Raw genomic sequence first — 15,830 nt, forward strand, 5'->3', positions numbered from 1 at the left:
TTTGGGGCTACCAAAAATCAATATTAATTTCTTCGGAAAATTAAAAGGTAAACCAAAACGTTCGTCTGCAGGAATTGTTGCGTTGATTTTAAAGGATGACACGCAAACCGGAGATACGTTTGTTTATAAGCCTGATGAAAAAATTGAGGGCTGGACGACCGATAACGTAAATTCCATTACACAATCGTTGGCAGGTGGAGCTAGCAAGGTAATTGTTGAGCGTGTCGGAACAACGCCCGCAGATTACAAGGAAGCACTTGGAAGATTAAGGAATAAACGCTTCGATTATCTAGCAATTCCAGGCATTCAAGATGCGGAAACGCAGGAAATTGTTGAGTGGATTAAAGCGAGACGCAAAAAAGACAGGAAGAGATTTAAAGCGGTGTTACCGAATACGGCAGCCAATCACGAATCAATTATTGATTTTACTGCGGAAGAAATAAAAATTGGAGATAAAGACTACACAACAGCTGCATACACGGCGCGAATTGCAGGAGTGTTAGCTGGATTGCCATTTAACCGTTCGTCCACTTATTTTGTGCTTGACGAAGTGACGGCCGTCAAAGAAATTGACGATCCAGATGCAGCAGTAGATAACGGTGAATTGATTCTTATTAATGACGGGGAAAAAATAAAAATCGGTCGTGGCGTGAACAGCCTTAAAACGATTACACCAGAAGACGAGAAAAACGAAGAATTTAAGTCAATCCGTGTGGTCGAAATTCTGGATATGATTCACGACGAAATCTATGACAATTTCAATGACAACTATATCGGTAAAGTGCCGAACATCTATGATAATCAAGTGCTGTTCTTGAATGAAATCAATCGGGGCTTCACCGAATTGGAAGGATTGGAATTGCTCGATCCCAACGCCGAAAATGCGGCATGGGTTGATGTCGATTCGCAACGTGTGGCATGGGATTCAGCAGGCGTGGATATAAGTGACTGGGACGATGACAAAGTAAAAGAAAGTGCGTTTAAACGTCATGTGTTCCTAGCAGGCAAGGTCCGTGTGGTTGACACCATTGAGGATCTTGACTTTAATATCGAAATTTAAGGAGGTTACGTGAATGAGTAAAATTCGTGCGAATAAGCAGGTCAATGGAACTTTTGGAGCTGTATGGGTAAATAATGACAAATGGCTCGACATTGAAGAGTTTGAAGCGAAAGTGAACGTGGACTACGAAGATGTCAACATGGCAGAAGACTTGGCCACTCACAAGAAGATGATAGGGTGGAATGGCGAGGGCTCTATGACTGTAAAGAAAGTATATAGTCGTGGTGCTGCACTTTTAGCAGAAGCGATTAAAAAGGGTATCGTCCCCGAAATTAGCATTGTGGGAAAGCTCGCTGATCCAGACGCTTTTGGCTCGGAACGTGTGGCTCTCAATGAAGTCACATTTAATGAAGCTACGTTGATGAAATTTGAACAAAAAACGACTATGACGGAAGAGTTATCATTTAACTTTGCCGATTACGACATGATTGATTTAATCACACCATAAAGGGGATATTACGCATGAAAAAAAAATTAACTTTGACCGATTTGATTAAAGATAAAGAAAAGATTCAACCAAAAGAAAATGTTACAAAAGAACTTCTTGTAGATCGTTTAGGTTCTACGATTACCATTCGTCGCGCTGAACGATCGCTAGTGATGGATACTATCGAGTTATCGACTGATGCCAGTTTCGAAGGGAATCCGGATGAGTATTTTATTTATAACATCATTACTGAACCGAACCTAAGAGACGCTGATTTGCAAAAAGCATATGGCTGTGTAGAACCCACCGATATCATTTCGAAGATTCTAGAAATCGGTGAAATTACTAGTATCGCTCAAGAAGGTATGCTTCTTGCGGGATATAACGCAAAAGTCACCCCGGTGGATGATTTAAAAAACTAATCAAAAGTGATGATGATTTTTATTTTCTTCATCACTACATTCATAAAGGACATTCAATGGATTATCTATTGGATTTACCGATTGTCGAAAAGATGTTCATGCAAGCAAGCATGGATTTACACTTTGAAGAAGAGAAGGCTAAATGGGATTCTACCCAATAGCTTTCTCTTTTTTGTATGAAGGCGGTGAGAAATGAATGGCTGGAAATCGTGTCATATCCGCTGTATTAAGGCTAAATAGTAGCAACTTCAATAGCGGGATGTCCGATGTAGAGCGGAACATCCGACGAACGGGCAATCAAATTGGTCGATTTAAAAATTCCGCTGTTTCAAACTTCTCATCTGTTGCCAAAGGGGTTGTAGGAATGGCGGCGGCTTTCATGGGGGTCAACGCAATTAAGGATCTTGGTGTAAGCATGGTTGAAAGTGCAGCATCAGCCCAGGCGATGTCAGCGCAGTTTGAACAAGTATTCGAAGGCATGGAATCAGCAGCGGAAAGTAGTTTAGCTAAAGTATCGAATGAAACGAACATGCTATCCGATAGATTGAAAGGTAGTTTCTTAGGAATGGCGGCGTTTGCTAAAACGACAGGAATGGACACGGCCGGAGCATTAGAGTTGACTGAACGAGCAACGTTGGCCGCAGCAGATAGTTCGGCATTTTATGACAGGTCCATTGAGGATGTATCCGAGAGTTTGCAATCGTTTTTAAAGGGGAATTACGCAAACGATGCGGCATTGGGTATTTCGGCCACTGAAACAACCAGGAATGCAACGGCAAATAAATTGTACGGTAAATCATTCAAGAAGCTGAGTGAAGAACAAAAGCAATTAACACTATTGCAAATGGTTGAGGATGGAAACAAGTTGTCCGGCGCGTTGGGACAAGCGGCGCGCGAAGGTGATGGATTCGAGAACGTGATGGGAAACTTGCGTTCTTCGTGGGATACATTAAAAGGGAATCTAGGTGTACCAATACTCGGTCCAGTCGTAAAAGGAATGCAAAGCCTAACGAAGTGGATTGGAAATGTCGATGCGGATAAAATTACTGGCGGATTCAGTCGATTTGGAAATATTGCAAAAGGTGCATTTGACTCTATTAAACCTGGACTTGCTTGGGTGAAGGATACCGCTCTACCCGGTGTCAGGAATAAAGTAGTAGAGATGTATACAGCAGCACAACCAGGACTTAATTGGATGAAAGATGTTGCATTCCCCGGCATTGTGGAGGGCATCGGATTTGCCGTTGATAAAGCTACGGAAATGTATAACTTCATCAAAGACAACTGGTCATTAATTGGACCAGTTGTCGCTGGAGTAGCCGCAACAATAGCAGCATTTAAGATTGGGATAGTTGCTGTAACTGCTGCGACAACAATTTGGAAAGGTGTAACCGTGGGTGTGCAGATTGCCACAGCATTACTAAATGGCACACTGCTCATATCTCCACTCGGTTGGGTAGCGCTTGCTATTGGTGCTGTCGTTGCCGTAGGAATCCTTCTGTGGCAGAACTGGGACACGATAAAACTTAAAGCGGGCGAGTTATGGGAAGTCATTAAAGAGAAATGGACAGCCTTGCAGACTTGGACCTCAGAAGTTTGGGAGGGCGTTAAAACAGGGATCAGTGAAGCGATGTCGGCGGCAGGAACAGCGGTATCGAATTTCTTTAGTCCACTGACATCTTTCTTGGATTCAGCTAAAGAAAAGTGGGATGGCCTAGTGGGGGCATTCAAGAATTTTAAAATGCCAACGATTAAAATGCCGAGTATGCCTAATTGGATGAAATCTGGTGGGGGTGGAGGAGTAGACGGTTCCCACGCAAGTGGATTGAATCGCGTACCATACGATGGTTATGTCGCGGAACTCCATAAAGATGAAATGGTTGTACCAGCTACGCAGTCTCGCAATTTACGAAAGCAAGGATTATCAATCGATAATATTGATCAAGGTATACCAAGCGTGAGGGGTAGTGCTCAAACTAGCACAACAACACAATACACGTATCAAACGACAGATGTTTCAACACCTACAGGTTTAGCGCAATTGATTCAAGCGTTATCAGAGTTGATTCAGCTAATTAAAAATATGCCGAAGGGTGATGTCGTTATCAAAATTGATGGGTATAACAAGTCCGTCAATGAAATTGTAAACGAATTGATACCACTGCTTAAATTACGTTTAGCAAACATGTGAGGAGGTTGAATGATGGACATATTTCTTAGTGTGAATAATAGAGCTGAAGTCATTCAGCTTCCTATTGTTCCGTCTGAATTTAAGATTTCTAGTCCAGTAAATAATGAAAATTTCACTACAATCAATCAGGGCGATATAAAGCTTTTCGGCGAACGTGGCTTGAAGTCACTTGTGATTGCTTCATTTTTTCCTCATCATGATAAGCATTACCCGTTTGCAAGGGGTGAGAATCGATTACGGTGGGACTATGTGAAAATCATAGAAAGTTGGCGTGATAGAAAGCTACGTGTCCGCTTGATTGCAACAGGAGCACCGATTAATATCGTAATGACTATTGATGACTTTGAATATGGCTATCAAGATGGATCTGGTGACATTTACTACACTTTGACGCTTTCCGAATTTAAAATGATTCAGCTGAAAACGAAGAAGGTGAGATGATGGCGCACGAATTGTGGGTTGTGAAAGGCGCTACTATGACGAATATCACACCTTTGATTGGTACTATATCAAGAAGAAGCAATAAAGATGAACTAGGTGAAGAAATCACGTTTGATATTGCTTTCAATGATGTTAAGCACTTCCCGAAAAACCCTTGTGAAATTGGCGATATGGTTGTATTGAAGAATGCCAATTATGAAATAACTAGGGCACTCATTGTAGACGAAGACAGAAGCGGAATTAGTCCAATTGGATATACAGCATTCGATTTTGCGTTCTACTTAAATAAATCATCATCCATTTATCAATTTAGAAAAATGCGTGCCGATCAATGTATAAGAAAAGTTGTAAATGACTTTGGTGTACCAATTGGAAATATTGTTTCCATGCCAGTTGGGATCGATAAGATTTTCCCGGACGATGCACCAAGCGATATTATTAAAGAAATTATAGAGTTTGTCGAACAAAAACTTGGCGTAAAATATCTTATGGAAATGCGGCAAGGGAAGCTATTCATTGAGCGACAAGGTGATTTAGTCATTAAAGCTATGTTTAAACCATTTCCAGATGCATTTCTGATGGATGCCACCAACGCTATTGCTAGCCCATCTCGCAAGCGGAGTATTGCTGACATGGTTAACTCAATTCAAGTAGTTGGCAACGATGACAAGTTAGTTTTAACTCGTGATGATACTGCGATGGTTAACAAATACGGGAAACTACAAAAAGTCGTACAGTTGGATCAAGATGAAAAACGTTCTGCTGCTGAGATTGCCCGCAATGAATTAAAGGAACTATCAAAAGTATCGGAAGAAGTTAGCATCGAACTACTAGGTGATGATAGTGTTCGAGCCGGGCGGTTATTGGTAGTAAACGAGCCGGTAACTGGAATCAAGGGAACGTATTTAATCAATGACGTGAGCCACACGATTAGTGGCGGAATCCACAAAATGAGTCTAGGACTGGGGGCAAGATAATGGCAAATGACGGACTGACAGAACTGGCAATAATGCTTAAAGATCGTGACAAAAAAACACCATTATCCATCACTACCGGTACAGTTGTATCCCCACCACCAAAACCATTAATAGCATTGGGCGACGTCATATCACTTGATGGTAGCAGGTTGATTTTTTCGTCCCATCTGCTTAATGGATATGAGCGCAGAATCAAGTTTAAAGAAACTGATTGGGGCGAAACGACAACGGTAAACGATGGTGGTCAAGGCGCTAGTAATCACAAGCATTACGTCAACTTAACCAATGAGGATGCGCTTATCGAATGGACTGATACGCTTGTTAAGGGTGATGAAGTGATTCTTGTTCCAGTTTCAGACGGCCAGCTTTATTACGTAATTGACAAGGCGGTGAGGTTCTGAAATGCTACCCAAAATCACAGAATTAGAATTTGATATTGAGCAATTACCAGAAGACTTGCCACCGATTGGTAAGTCTTTTCTTTATGATTTCAACCAAGGTGATTTTGTATTAAAGGATGGAAAATTGGTCGAATTACATGGTATCGAATCATTAAAAATGTGGATTGAAAAAACGATGCGTACAGAACGTTATCGATTTCGAATTTACGACAATACGGAGTACGGCATTATATTAGAAGAACTAATTGGAATGAACCTTCCACGGGCATTCATTGAAGCGGAAATTGAACGGGAAGTCACTGAATCACTCACTTCAAGTCTTTATATCGACAGTCTGGAAAGTTGGTCGTTTGAACGTGACGGTAAATGGATGAGAATATTTTTCCGTGTAAATTCTCCAATGTACAACACGTTCGACATGGAGGTGATCATGTAGATGGAAACAGAACAACAGATCCATGAACGTATGCTTACAAAAGTGGACGATGACTATGACAAGTCCAATGGCTCTTTTATATTTGATTCCACCAAAGTGGCTGCTATCGAATTTGCAGAACAACAGAAGAAAATCCATGTTGTGGAAAGTAAGATGGATGTAGAGAATCTTTATGGCGATGAATTGACACGTTTTGTTTATCAGCGAACAGGACGAAAAAGAAAGCCGGCTACTACTGCAACGACCACTGTTATTATTTCTGGTTCTTCCGGTGCATCGATTCAAATCAATGACTTCGTAGGTTCGGACAATGTTTATTACGTTTCTTTGGAAAATAAAACAATTGATGAAAGTGGATTAATGCACGTATTGGTTGAAGCGCAAGCGTACGGAATAGTAGGCAACGTTCCTGCTGGTGCTATTAATCATTTCCCAGTATCTATTCCAGGATTAATTGATGTCTATAACCCTGAACCTGTCATGAATGGCTATGAAGCTGAAACAGATAATGAGTTGAGGCAGCGCTATTACGATAAGTTACAGCGACCTGGCAAAGCGGGTAACAAATATCATTATGAAGAATGGGCGAAAGAAGTTGTAGGTGTTGGCGGTGTAAGGGTGATCCCTAGATTTAATGGTCCATTAACTATGAAAGTAGTCATCATTGATAGCAATAAACAACCCGCTAGCGTCGAATTGGTTGCTAATGTCGACGCTCACATACGTAAAGAAATGCCGTTCGGTGTCGAAGAATTGTTAGTTATAAGCGCTTCTGGTGTTCCTATTAATATAATAGCGACATTGAGTTTAGCCGGTGGATATACAGAAGCGTTAGCCAAAGAAAATATTACGAAAAACATAGCCAAATATCTCAAAGATATCGCATTTAAAACTACCTTTGTCAGTTACGCCAAAACAGGTAGTGAAATCATTGATAGTGACGGTGTGCTTGATTATGCTGATTTACTTGTCAATGGGGGTATTGCTAATATTCCAATCGGCGATGAAGAAGTGGCAATCATGGGAGGTGTGAATGAATGAACCATATGAGCGTGTACCTGAAAAACAAAGTATTGACGGACAACCTTCAAGGAGTGTATATCGCATTATTTAACGGCGACATAGAAATCAGTCAAGTAAGCTATAAAAGGCAATCATCGGCTTTCACAGCGCCGTCAGAGGGGCAGACGTCCAACAATGCTGATATTCTTTTCCCGATTGCCGGAGAGGCGTGGGGAGATATTACACACATTGGAATATTGGATAGTTTGACTGGCGGAAACCTGCTATTCAAATCACCTGCTGAATTCGTGAAAAATATCGATATATCCAGCCAATACAAGATTCCGAAAAACTATCTGATTGTCCGACTGAGGTGATTATGTGAATGTCATCGAACAACAACAATGGCAAGAAGTCAGTATTTTAACATGGGGTGAACTATTACCGCACCAGTGGATAGATTTTCGTATAGCATTAATGGAAACTGAAACGGAACAAGGATCTACTGGTGTTGTCGTTAAGCGCTCGTACACAACAGCGACGGTTACGACTGAATTAGAAACAACAGGCGTGAAGATTGTCCAATCCCCAATAGTTATCCAGACGCGTACGGAAATGGTTGTCAGTATCGTTGTTTCTGAACGTGATTATAAATCTGAAATGAATAAATACCTTCCGTTATATGAACGAAAATCGGGCGTATTTAATGAGGCGTTAACAGCCTATGATCGTGAGTTCCGAAACGCTGAACAAAGATTAGAAGTCACTGAACGTAACATCTTTCTTGACACAGCTATAGAGTCATTGCCCTTATCTGAACGTGATTTGGGAATCGAAACGGTAAAGAATTTAAGATACGACCAACGTCGAGAGCAGATTTATTCGCGCTATCGTGCAAGCTTTGACCAAACGACCGAAGAAACGATTAAGTCGGTCGCTAGCGCATACTCGAATGGTGAAGTGGACGTAAGAAAGACTGATGTTCCCGGCGTTTTCGAAATCAAGTTTATTGGAACGAAAGGTATTCCGAACAATATTGTTGGTTTAAAAAATGCGTTGGACATTGTTATTCCAGCGCATCTAGGCGTAACTTATACATTTACTTTTAATCCGTGGGAATCGTTGACTAGTAGATTGTGGGGCGAGGTGTCCAATATGAACTGGAATGATTTGAGAATATGGGATGAGGTGATCTAATTGCAAGAAACAACAAATTTAAAATTAAAGAAACCCGATCTAACTGACTATGTAAATGTCGATGATTTAAACGAAAATGCAGATTTAATTGATGCTGCAATCACTGAAAATAAGGAAAGTCTTGCGACGCATACGGCGGATGATACGAAGCATTTGCAAACGGGAGAGCGCGAGTCTTGGAATGGTAAGCAAAGCGCTTTACCTGCAGAAAACAGACGTAAAATAACCTTTGGAACAGCAGAGCCAACAGGTGGGACCGACGGAGATATTTATTTCCAATATGAATAGAGGTGAGGTGAATGACTAAGAAAACATGGGTGAACGTCGGAGGTACTTTTAAAGAGGTAAATAATGTTTGGCAAAAAGTTCAAGGGGCTTGGAAAGAAAAAGTGATTCCAAAAGGGAATATAAGCGGAGCTTGGAAGGAATTTATTCAGTATTTGAGGATGCTTTATGACCACGGCGTTCAATTAGTGCCAGTTTCTAAAGTTACGATTGGAGATGCTGGCGGAACGGTCACTTTTAATGTCGACAATGTATTCCTGCAATGCGGCAATAGTTCTGCCAATAATGCTGTATTTTCTCCAGACGACCAAGTCGACGTTACTAATTTCAAAAAAGTAAAATGCTTAATAACGAAAACAAGTTCAACGACATCAAGACCCTTTAGAATGGGATTAAAAACAGTAAGAGATGCTAAGGAGGCGAGTAGTGGTTTTGTAGCACACGCAGATTTTTCCGCTCAATATATCACACCTACGGAAGTAGAATTAGACATATCATCTTTGAGCGGTTTGTATTATCTGACAATCGGTCAATACTACAATGCCGCTGGGTCGGGAACTGTATATGTTTATAAAGTATGGCTTGAATAGGAGGTTTAATATGGCTTATTTAGAGTACCAAAAACAAACAAAGCAAGTAGTAGAAATTCATGAAAGTGAACCAACCGTTTCAAGTGATTACGATTATGCTGTCTCAGAGAATTTTACAGTCAGCGATGAGTTCGAGTGGACTATTTGGGTCAATGGCGTTGACGTTGACAAAAATTTAACCAGTCATTCCGCAATCAGAAATAACCCAAATGCTAAGCGGTTGCTACAGGAGAATGAGCAATTAAAAGCAACCAACACTTTGCTTACATCGGAATTAGCAAAGGTCAAGATTGATTTAATGTTAATGAAAGGGGGTGTCTCATAATGGCATTTTGGAAATTTGCATACAACGCTAAATGCGTGACAATTGATCAACTTCGTATCGTTGTCAAAACAGAGTCTAATCCGTATGGAGAAATTACTTCAGAAGAATTTGAACAAATTACAGGTAAAGCATACGCTGAGTAGGCTTTTTTATTTTGTTCAAATTCGCAATCGGACCATTATGTGCAGCAGTAAAGATAATATCATGTTCAATAGAGTGCCCTAACCGGGTGCTCTTTTTATTTTGTATAGAGGAGTGATTTGCATGGGAGGAATTAATCTGGATTATTTAGAAATTACACACATGTATCTATTTGGTGGAGTTAAGTTTTTACATTTACTATTATTGTTGATGGTGCTGGACATCATTACTGGGCTATCAAAAGGTTGGAAGAACAATAATTTGTGGACGAGAAAGAGCCTTTTTGGCTATGCTCGAAAGATGCTAATTCTCGTGGTTATCATCTTGGCCAATGTCATTGATCAAATCCTCAACCTGAACGGAGCGATTACATATGCGACCGTTCTTTTTTATATCGCAAATGAAGGACTCTCGATCACGGAAAATATGGCGGAGCTGGGTGTCTTGGTCCCAACCTCGTTAGCCGAGAAATTGAAAGTCATTGACTTGCAAAAAGAAAAGCAGTCGTTTCCTGATGAATTCAAGGAAGAGTTGACTGGAAATAAAGTGAATGAACAGCTACAGAAGAAAAAGGATGGTGGCAAGTAATGTTCATCAAACCTTGTGAGGGGCGTATCACGTCACCATTCGGTATGCGTACCCACCCAGTTACGAAAAAGCCGTCTACGATGCATTGGGGCATCGACTTAGCCAAGACGGGCAACGTGCCAGTATTAGCAGCGGCTAGCGGCACTGTATCTCGCGTGCAACGTACCGGTACGTTTGGGACGTATGGCAATACAATTATGATTGTCCATAAAATTGGTGGCAAAACGTATGAGACGGTATACGCTCATTTGCGCTCTTATAACGTGAAAGTAGGACAATCAGTCAAGGCAGGGCAGACAATCGGAATAATGGGTAACACAGGGGGCTCCACGGGGCAGCATCTACACTTTGAGGTCCATACAGGGCGCTGGAACAACAAGTATTCGAACGCCAAAAATCCGGTGCATTACATGATTGATCCAGACATTGAAGTATTACAGCAGCTACTCATAAATGCCGGCCATAAGGTTGCGGTTGATGGAATCAATGGTCCAGGTACATTAGCGGCAGTTAAGGCGTTTCAGAAAGCTAGCGGGCTAGTAGTAGATGGCTCGGCTGGACTTGCAACAATGGCAGCGTTAGAAAAATTTACAAAGCAGAAGGAGGAAGTTATTGTGACTAATAACAAACCAAGTGCTACTCATGCCGATGCATGGAAATGGGCAACAGATAAGAAGCTGATGAACGGAGAGCGCCCAGGGGACCCATTGACACGAGAACAGTTTGCGACAGTACTCAAACGATACGATGATGCTTATAAGAAGTAAGTAAAAGGCGACTACTCATCAATTTGAGTAAGTCGCCTTTTTTTATTTCAACAAGTTCAAAACATTTTCTTAACAAGAGATGAGTAAACTTTTTTATCAATTTCTATCAAGCTTTTCTTTCCATCATTAAATTCAATAGCGACCGTGTGCGCGCTTTTTGATTTAGCAGACAGCCCAGCAAGCCATCCGACAGGTCCGAGAATAACTCCACCTACAAATGCACGACCAACAGCACTTGTCGCACTTTTACGGCTTTCCTCATCTAACACCTCATATTCTTTTATCGTATCCTTATTGATTTCTAGCGTTTTAAATAACCCAGTTGCAATAGAGACAGTCCCTAACGTATGGATGATATTCTTCCCTGCGTAATCCCCAGCAATCACTTTGTTTTTAGCAGCCATAACAAACCCCTCCTTTGTATTAGTCCTATCGTACGACATATTGTCCGAACTGACTATACTTGGATGTCTTTTTTATTTGCTTTACATACGAACATTTATTCTGTATACTAGAAACAAGGAGGGGAACGAGTGTGCGTAATCAATTGATAAAGTCGATGGGGTACCAGCTATTAGATATGATGTATATGGATAAGAACGGTGGAGTTAGTAAGCGGCGGATGAAGGTAATCCAAGTAGGAGAGGGTTCATTTCGGGCGTTTTGCTATTTACGGCAATCCAAACGAACTTTTTTAATTGGTAATGTTCTTGCGCTTGTTCCCGTCATCACGAAAGAAAGCAGGGTAGTCTAATGCTGTTTATTCCGCATGATATGTTACCTCATTTTGAGAACATGATTTACTTACCGATGGTCATTAAGATTTTGGAAAGAGACAGGGAAACGATTGAAATTAGCCCGTTTAAACTAAAAGGTCCATATGTCGATATTGTTGAAAATGCATTAAAGATTGCGCGGACCGAATTAAAGAAGACAAATATTTATGCACGAAACAGAAATATGAAGTTGATTAAAAAAAGTAAAGATAGCACGTTTACAGAGTATGCATTTGTCCATGGAGATAACGAGGATACTCGGCGCTATTTAAACGTCCGGCTACGTAATCACACAGAAGAGTTGATGTCAATTTATTTTGAAAAGGGGATATTGAACAATGAAAGAAAGACAACAGCGAATTTATGATTTCATTCGAACTTATATTGAAGAAAATAAATACTCACCGACAATGCGGGAGATTACCGCAGGAGTAGGCCTTAAATCTGTATCGACTGTGCACGGCCATTTAGATCGGATGCGAGAAAAAGGTTATATCGATTTTGCGGATTCAAGGCCACGAACACTTAGAATCACGGAGTGCGTCAGATGATTCGTGACAGAGGAAATATAAAATGGCGAGGCTTGATGTTGCCGGAGCATGTTGTGAAATTAATCGAGTGGCACGAACAGGATCAATTGACCAAGAAACCAGAATTTGATGAGTGGGAGCTGGAAGCAATCCAAATGGAAGTAGAATTGGCATACAAACGCCAAAGTGAAGCTATAGTTACAGTGTGGAAAAATGGGAGCGAAAGCCCCTACATTGGAAAAATAACAGCCCTTGACCAACGGCTAAATACCATATCGATTGAAGGTCCATTCGGGGATGACCGGATTCCTGCTACCGATATAATCAAAGTTGAATGCAGGGATTAAAAAACGACCACCAACTCGATTGAGAAGGTGGTACGTTTGATTTTATTTGCCATGCGCCTGCCTGCTTTTTCAGTCCCCCAGACGTCCCCCAAATCAATTCAATTCATTTCGATAAATTGCATACTCTAGATAAAAGGAAAAACCCCAGAAACGTTGATATAAATCAACTTCCGGGGTTTTAGATTCCACTGCTTTCAACACGTTATTATTAACGGTTGTAGAACTCAACGATAAGTGCTTCGTTGATTTCAGCCGCAAGCTCGCTGCGCTCAGGCATACGAACGAATTGACCGACTTTAGTGTCGTTGTTGAATGAAACGAATTCAGGAACAAAGTTGTTCACTTCGATTGCTTCGTTTACAACGTCAAGGTTTTGAGATTTCTCACGAAGAGAGATTTCTTGACCAGGTTTTACGCTGTAAGAAGGGATGTCAACGCGTTTACCATCAACCAAGATGTGGCCGTGGTTAACAAGTTGACGAGCTGCACGACGTGTGCGAGCAAGACCTAAGCGGTATACAAGGTTATCAAGGCGAGTTTCAAGAAGGATCATGAAGTTTTCACCGTGTTTACCAGGCATTTTACCTGCTTTAAGGAACATCGTTTTGAATTGGCGTTCGTTTACGCCGTACATGAAACGAAGTTTTTGTTTTTCTTGTAATTGCAATCCGTATTCGGAAAGTTTTTTACGTTGGTTAGGACCGTGTTGTCCTGGTGCGTAAGGGCGTTTTTCGATTTCTTTACCTGTTCCTGAAAGTGAGATTCCAAGACGACGTGATAATTTCCAAGCTGGACCTGTATAACGAGCCATGAATGACTCCTCCTCTGTTGTTGGTTTTATTTTGTTGTAAAATAAGAACCAGATGTATTCAATCCAAATGCCATTCTATCATCTTGCATCTTCGCTTCCGCAGCCAGGAAGTTACGCGATACACCTTGTAAAAGGAATAGACTGGACAATTTGGAACACACAACTGCTGCAACTATTTTACACATTTTTCATCATAACAAGTATATCTAAGTGAGTCAAGCTTCTACCTTGCAATCTGCTGTCGGTTACAATTCTTTTTATTTACCTGAATAGAATGTAAAATGGAAGTAGGAGTATAAGATTGTGATAAGGAAAGGATGGATAGAGATGAATGAGGATTATTTACACAAGGATACGACAGTTATCCATAGTGGTTATGATTCAAATGCGCATCATGGAAGTCTCGCAGTCCCACTTTATCAAACATCGACATACGTATTTGAAACAGCCGTTCAAGGTGAGAACCGCTTTTCCGGTGAGGAAGAAGGAAATATTTATTCGAGATTGGGAAATCCAACGGTGCGCGTCTTGGAAGAACGGATGACGGTACTCGAGAATGGAAAAGGAGCGTTAGCATTTGGTTCAGGGATGGCAGCTGTTAGTGCGATTCTTGTGCATTTGACTAAAACGGGTGATCATATTTTATGCTCACGGGGAATTTATGGCTGCACATTCGGACTTCTTAGCATCATGCAAAAGAAGTACAATATTACGCATGATTTGATTCGCATGGATACGGAAGAAGAGATTGAGCAAGCGATTCGACCTGAAACGGTTTGTATCTATGTAGAAACCCCTATCAATCCAACAATGGAACTTGTGAATCTTCAGGCTGTTGCCAATGTAGCAAAACGCCATGGCTTACGTGTTGTTGTCGATAATACATTCACTTCACCCTATTTACAAAATCCATTGGACATCGGTGCTGATTTCGTGGTGCACAGTGCAACAAAATATATTAATGGACATGGAGATGTCATTGCTGGGCTACTAGTTGGGAATGATAAGGAAGAGATTGAGTCGATTCGGATGTCTGTGCAAAAAGATTATGGTGGCATAATCTCGCCGTTTGATGCATGGCTCTTAATTCGTGGTTTGAAAACGTTGTCGATTCGAATGGAACGCCATTCGTCGAATGCGGAAAAACTAATTGCCTATTTAAAGAAACAGAAACTGGTCGAGGCGGTTTATTATCCTTTTGACGTCGATAATCCGCAATATGCGCTTGCTAAACGTCAAATGCTGGCGGGCGGTGGCATTATTTCATTCACAGTAAAAGGTGGCAAAGAAGGCGCACAGTTGTTAATGGATCGTCTTTCTCTCATTAAAATTGCGGTTAGCCTTGGCGACGCGGAAACGCTTATCCAGCATCCAGCAACGATGACACATTCGGGTGTTCCAGAAGGAGAGCGTAGGCAAATGGGGATTGAGGATTCTTTGTTAAGGCTGTCGGTTGGTTTAGAGCATGCGGATGACTTGATTGCTGATTTCACGCAGGCTTTTGCAGTGGTTGAAATGATGATGACGAAACATTTGTAAGAAAACCAGCTGCCTTGAGAATATTAAGGCAGCTGGTTTGGATTTATCGTTTAAAGATGCTTGACGAGCACTTCAACAAAGCGTTCAAGGCCAATGCGGTCTTCTTCATTGAAACGGTTTAACTCGGGGCTATCGATATCTAGCACGCCGAGCACTAGACCTTCTTTTAGCAGGGGAATGACAATTTCTGATTGTGAAGCTGCGTCACAAGCGATATGCCCTGGAAACGCATTGACATCTGCTACGATGATACTTTCTTTATTTTGCGCTGCAGTACCGCAAACTCCTTTTCCGAGTGGGATGCGAATACAAGCAGGAAGACCTTGGAAAGGGCCGAGTACGAGTTGTTGTTCATCCATCATGTAAAAGCCAGCCCAATTAATACGGTCAAAAAACTGATTGACCAATGCGGAAGCGTTGCTCAAATTAGCATACATATTTTTTTCACCCGTTAACAATACGTCTAATTGGTTGGCTAATTGTTCGTAGCTTTGTTGTGCATCAGTTGAATAATCCATTTTTACGAACATTATGAACACCTCTCTTTTTCATAATAGTATACGTCCAATACGTGATA

Annotated in this window: 25 protein-coding genes; 22 read left to right on the plus strand and 3 right to left on the minus strand. The window is 41.2% G+C overall.

The features are described 5' to 3' along the window. Nucleotide 1: 1 nt before the first annotated feature. From MKY34_RS11295 to MKY34_RS11375, 17 genes are all read left to right on the plus strand, one after another. Nucleotides 2-1,060 (plus strand): phage tail sheath C-terminal domain-containing protein, encoded by a 1,059-nt coding sequence (locus MKY34_RS11295; RefSeq protein WP_342510582.1) that lies wholly within the window; start codon nt 2-4, stop codon nt 1,058-1,060. 13 nt (nt 1,061-1,073) lie between these two features. Beyond that, on the plus strand, nt 1,074-1,508 hold the full coding sequence (locus MKY34_RS11300; protein ID WP_342510584.1) for a phage tail tube protein: 435 nt from the start codon (nt 1,074-1,076) through the stop codon (nt 1,506-1,508). 14 nt (nt 1,509-1,522) lie between these two features. Continuing rightward, nucleotides 1,523-1,909: a hypothetical protein gene (locus MKY34_RS11305; RefSeq protein ID WP_342510586.1), complete on the plus strand. Its 387-nt coding sequence runs from the start codon at nt 1,523-1,525 to the stop codon at nt 1,907-1,909. Between the two features lie 196 nt (nt 1,910-2,105). Continuing rightward, nucleotides 2,106-4,100, plus strand: coding sequence for a hypothetical protein (locus MKY34_RS11310; protein WP_342510588.1), 1,995 nt, complete (start codon nt 2,106-2,108; stop codon nt 4,098-4,100). 12 nt (nt 4,101-4,112) lie between these two features. Further along, nucleotides 4,113-4,541: a hypothetical protein gene (locus MKY34_RS11315; RefSeq protein WP_342510590.1), complete on the plus strand. Its 429-nt coding sequence runs from the start codon at nt 4,113-4,115 to the stop codon at nt 4,539-4,541. After that, complete coding sequence (locus MKY34_RS11320; protein ID WP_342510592.1) at nt 4,541-5,518, plus strand: hypothetical protein; 978 nt, start codon at nt 4,541-4,543, stop codon at nt 5,516-5,518. Before MKY34_RS11315 ends, MKY34_RS11320 begins: the two co-directional genes overlap by 1 nt. Continuing rightward, a complete protein-coding gene (locus MKY34_RS11325; protein ID WP_342510593.1) occupies nt 5,518-5,919 on the plus strand; it encodes a DUF2577 domain-containing protein in 402 nt (133 codons plus the stop codon). The genes MKY34_RS11320 and MKY34_RS11325 overlap by 1 nt, the downstream gene beginning before the upstream one ends. A 1-nt stretch (nt 5,920) precedes the next feature. Next, complete coding sequence (locus MKY34_RS11330; protein WP_342510595.1) at nt 5,921-6,355, plus strand: DUF2634 domain-containing protein; 435 nt, start codon at nt 5,921-5,923, stop codon at nt 6,353-6,355. Further along, on the plus strand, nt 6,356-7,396 hold the full coding sequence (locus MKY34_RS11335; RefSeq protein ID WP_342510597.1) for a baseplate J/gp47 family protein: 1,041 nt from the start codon (nt 6,356-6,358) through the stop codon (nt 7,394-7,396). Then, entirely contained in the window at nt 7,393-7,734 is a 342-nt protein-coding gene (locus MKY34_RS11340) for a hypothetical protein (RefSeq protein WP_342510600.1), read from the plus strand. The genes MKY34_RS11335 and MKY34_RS11340 overlap by 4 nt, the downstream gene beginning before the upstream one ends. 4 nt (nt 7,735-7,738) lie before the next feature. Further along, a complete protein-coding gene (locus tag MKY34_RS11345) occupies nt 7,739-8,554 on the plus strand; it encodes a putative phage tail protein (protein ID WP_342510602.1) in 816 nt (271 codons plus the stop codon). After that, nucleotides 8,555-8,842: a hypothetical protein gene (locus tag MKY34_RS11350; RefSeq protein WP_342510604.1), complete on the plus strand. Its 288-nt coding sequence runs from the start codon at nt 8,555-8,557 to the stop codon at nt 8,840-8,842. 11 nt (nt 8,843-8,853) lie between these two features. Then, entirely contained in the window at nt 8,854-9,429 is a 576-nt protein-coding gene (locus MKY34_RS11355; RefSeq protein ID WP_342510607.1) for a hypothetical protein, read from the plus strand. Between the two features lie 10 nt (nt 9,430-9,439). After that, the gene (locus tag MKY34_RS11360) at nt 9,440-9,754 is read left to right on the plus strand and encodes a hypothetical protein (protein WP_342510609.1); all 315 of its coding nucleotides are present in this window, start codon (nt 9,440-9,442) and stop codon (nt 9,752-9,754) included. Then, complete coding sequence (locus tag MKY34_RS11365; RefSeq protein ID WP_342510610.1) at nt 9,754-9,897, plus strand: XkdX family protein; 144 nt, start codon at nt 9,754-9,756, stop codon at nt 9,895-9,897. Before MKY34_RS11360 ends, MKY34_RS11365 begins: the two co-directional genes overlap by 1 nt. Nucleotides 9,898-10,018: 121 nt before the next feature. Continuing rightward, a complete protein-coding gene (locus MKY34_RS11370; RefSeq protein WP_342510612.1) occupies nt 10,019-10,483 on the plus strand; it encodes a phage holin family protein in 465 nt (154 codons plus the stop codon). Beyond that, entirely contained in the window at nt 10,483-11,250 is a 768-nt protein-coding gene (locus MKY34_RS11375) for a peptidoglycan DD-metalloendopeptidase family protein (protein WP_342510614.1), read from the plus strand. The genes MKY34_RS11370 and MKY34_RS11375 overlap by 1 nt, the downstream gene beginning before the upstream one ends. Nucleotides 11,251-11,306: 56 nt before the next feature. On the opposite strand, the gene MKY34_RS11380 is transcribed toward MKY34_RS11375, so the two are convergent. After that, the gene (locus MKY34_RS11380) at nt 11,307-11,654 is read right to left on the minus strand and encodes a hypothetical protein (protein ID WP_342510615.1); all 348 of its coding nucleotides are present in this window, start codon (nt 11,652-11,654) and stop codon (nt 11,307-11,309) included. Between the two features lie 131 nt (nt 11,655-11,785). Between MKY34_RS11380 and MKY34_RS11385 the strand changes: the two genes are divergently transcribed. The 4 genes from MKY34_RS11385 to MKY34_RS11400 are packed head-to-tail and all read left to right on the plus strand — an operon-like array spanning nt 11,786 to nt 12,903. After that, nucleotides 11,786-12,004 (plus strand): transcriptional regulator, encoded by a 219-nt coding sequence (locus tag MKY34_RS11385; protein WP_342510617.1) that lies wholly within the window; start codon nt 11,786-11,788, stop codon nt 12,002-12,004. Beyond that, nucleotides 12,004-12,393: a hypothetical protein gene (locus tag MKY34_RS11390; protein ID WP_342510620.1), complete on the plus strand. Its 390-nt coding sequence runs from the start codon at nt 12,004-12,006 to the stop codon at nt 12,391-12,393. Before MKY34_RS11385 ends, MKY34_RS11390 begins: the two co-directional genes overlap by 1 nt. After that, nucleotides 12,365-12,577: a hypothetical protein gene (locus tag MKY34_RS11395; protein ID WP_342510622.1), complete on the plus strand. Its 213-nt coding sequence runs from the start codon at nt 12,365-12,367 to the stop codon at nt 12,575-12,577. Before MKY34_RS11390 ends, MKY34_RS11395 begins: the two co-directional genes overlap by 29 nt. Continuing rightward, nucleotides 12,574-12,903: a YolD-like family protein gene (locus MKY34_RS11400; RefSeq protein WP_342510624.1), complete on the plus strand. Its 330-nt coding sequence runs from the start codon at nt 12,574-12,576 to the stop codon at nt 12,901-12,903. The genes MKY34_RS11395 and MKY34_RS11400 overlap by 4 nt, the downstream gene beginning before the upstream one ends. Nucleotides 12,904-13,111: 208 nt before the next feature. On the opposite strand, the gene rpsD is transcribed toward MKY34_RS11400, so the two are convergent. Then, entirely contained in the window at nt 13,112-13,714 is a 603-nt protein-coding gene (rpsD, locus tag MKY34_RS11405) for a 30S ribosomal protein S4 (protein WP_342510626.1), read from the minus strand. Between the two features lie 327 nt (nt 13,715-14,041). Between rpsD and megL the strand changes: the two genes are divergently transcribed. Further along, nucleotides 14,042-15,253 (plus strand): methionine gamma-lyase, encoded by a 1,212-nt coding sequence (gene megL, locus MKY34_RS11410; RefSeq protein WP_342510628.1) that lies wholly within the window; start codon nt 14,042-14,044, stop codon nt 15,251-15,253. A 50-nt stretch (nt 15,254-15,303) separates the two neighbouring features. Here the strand turns inward: megL and MKY34_RS11415 are convergent, their stop codons facing one another. After that, on the minus strand, nt 15,304-15,783 hold the full coding sequence (locus MKY34_RS11415) for a GAF domain-containing protein (RefSeq protein WP_342510630.1): 480 nt from the start codon (nt 15,781-15,783) through the stop codon (nt 15,304-15,306). Between the last annotated feature and the right edge of the window lie 47 nt (nt 15,784-15,830).

The organism is Sporosarcina sp. FSL K6-1522 (assembly GCF_038622445.1).
GTDB lineage: Bacteria > Bacillota > Bacilli > Bacillales_A > Planococcaceae > Sporosarcina.

Excerpts from the sequence above, each read along its gene's own strand:
- MKY34_RS11300 (WP_342510584.1), top strand. The coding sequence starts at position 1,074 with ATGAGTAAAATTCGTGCGAATAAGCAGGTCAATGGAACTTTTGGAGCT.
- MKY34_RS11335 (WP_342510597.1), top strand. The coding sequence starts at position 6,356 with ATGGAAACAGAACAACAGATCCATGAACGTATGCTTACAAAAGTGGAC.
- MKY34_RS11355 (WP_342510607.1), top strand. The coding sequence starts at position 8,854 with ATGACTAAGAAAACATGGGTGAACGTCGGAGGTACTTTTAAAGAGGTA.
- MKY34_RS11310 (WP_342510588.1), top strand. The coding sequence starts at position 2,106 with ATGGCTGGAAATCGTGTCATATCCGCTGTATTAAGGCTAAATAGTAGC.
- MKY34_RS11390 (WP_342510620.1), top strand. The coding sequence starts at position 12,004 with ATGCTGTTTATTCCGCATGATATGTTACCTCATTTTGAGAACATGATT.
- MKY34_RS11305 (WP_342510586.1), top strand. The coding sequence starts at position 1,523 with ATGAAAAAAAAATTAACTTTGACCGATTTGATTAAAGATAAAGAAAAG.
- MKY34_RS11400 (WP_342510624.1), top strand. The coding sequence starts at position 12,574 with ATGATTCGTGACAGAGGAAATATAAAATGGCGAGGCTTGATGTTGCCG.
- MKY34_RS11340 (WP_342510600.1), top strand. The coding sequence starts at position 7,393 with ATGAACCATATGAGCGTGTACCTGAAAAACAAAGTATTGACGGACAAC.
- megL (WP_342510628.1), top strand. The coding sequence starts at position 14,042 with ATGAATGAGGATTATTTACACAAGGATACGACAGTTATCCATAGTGGT.
- MKY34_RS11375 (WP_342510614.1), top strand. The coding sequence starts at position 10,483 with ATGTTCATCAAACCTTGTGAGGGGCGTATCACGTCACCATTCGGTATG.
- MKY34_RS11315 (WP_342510590.1), top strand. The coding sequence starts at position 4,113 with ATGGACATATTTCTTAGTGTGAATAATAGAGCTGAAGTCATTCAGCTT.
- MKY34_RS11395 (WP_342510622.1), top strand. The coding sequence starts at position 12,365 with ATGAAAGAAAGACAACAGCGAATTTATGATTTCATTCGAACTTATATT.
- MKY34_RS11330 (WP_342510595.1), top strand. The coding sequence starts at position 5,921 with ATGCTACCCAAAATCACAGAATTAGAATTTGATATTGAGCAATTACCA.
- MKY34_RS11415 (WP_342510630.1), bottom strand. The coding sequence starts at position 15,783 with ATGTTCGTAAAAATGGATTATTCAACTGATGCACAACAAAGCTACGAA.
- MKY34_RS11320 (WP_342510592.1), top strand. The coding sequence starts at position 4,541 with ATGGCGCACGAATTGTGGGTTGTGAAAGGCGCTACTATGACGAATATC.
- MKY34_RS11325 (WP_342510593.1), top strand. The coding sequence starts at position 5,518 with ATGGCAAATGACGGACTGACAGAACTGGCAATAATGCTTAAAGATCGT.
- MKY34_RS11370 (WP_342510612.1), top strand. The coding sequence starts at position 10,019 with ATGGGAGGAATTAATCTGGATTATTTAGAAATTACACACATGTATCTA.
- MKY34_RS11360 (WP_342510609.1), top strand. The coding sequence starts at position 9,440 with ATGGCTTATTTAGAGTACCAAAAACAAACAAAGCAAGTAGTAGAAATT.
- rpsD (WP_342510626.1), bottom strand. The coding sequence starts at position 13,714 with ATGGCTCGTTATACAGGTCCAGCTTGGAAATTATCACGTCGTCTTGGA.
- MKY34_RS11365 (WP_342510610.1), top strand. The coding sequence starts at position 9,754 with ATGGCATTTTGGAAATTTGCATACAACGCTAAATGCGTGACAATTGAT.
- MKY34_RS11380 (WP_342510615.1), bottom strand. The coding sequence starts at position 11,654 with ATGGCTGCTAAAAACAAAGTGATTGCTGGGGATTACGCAGGGAAGAAT.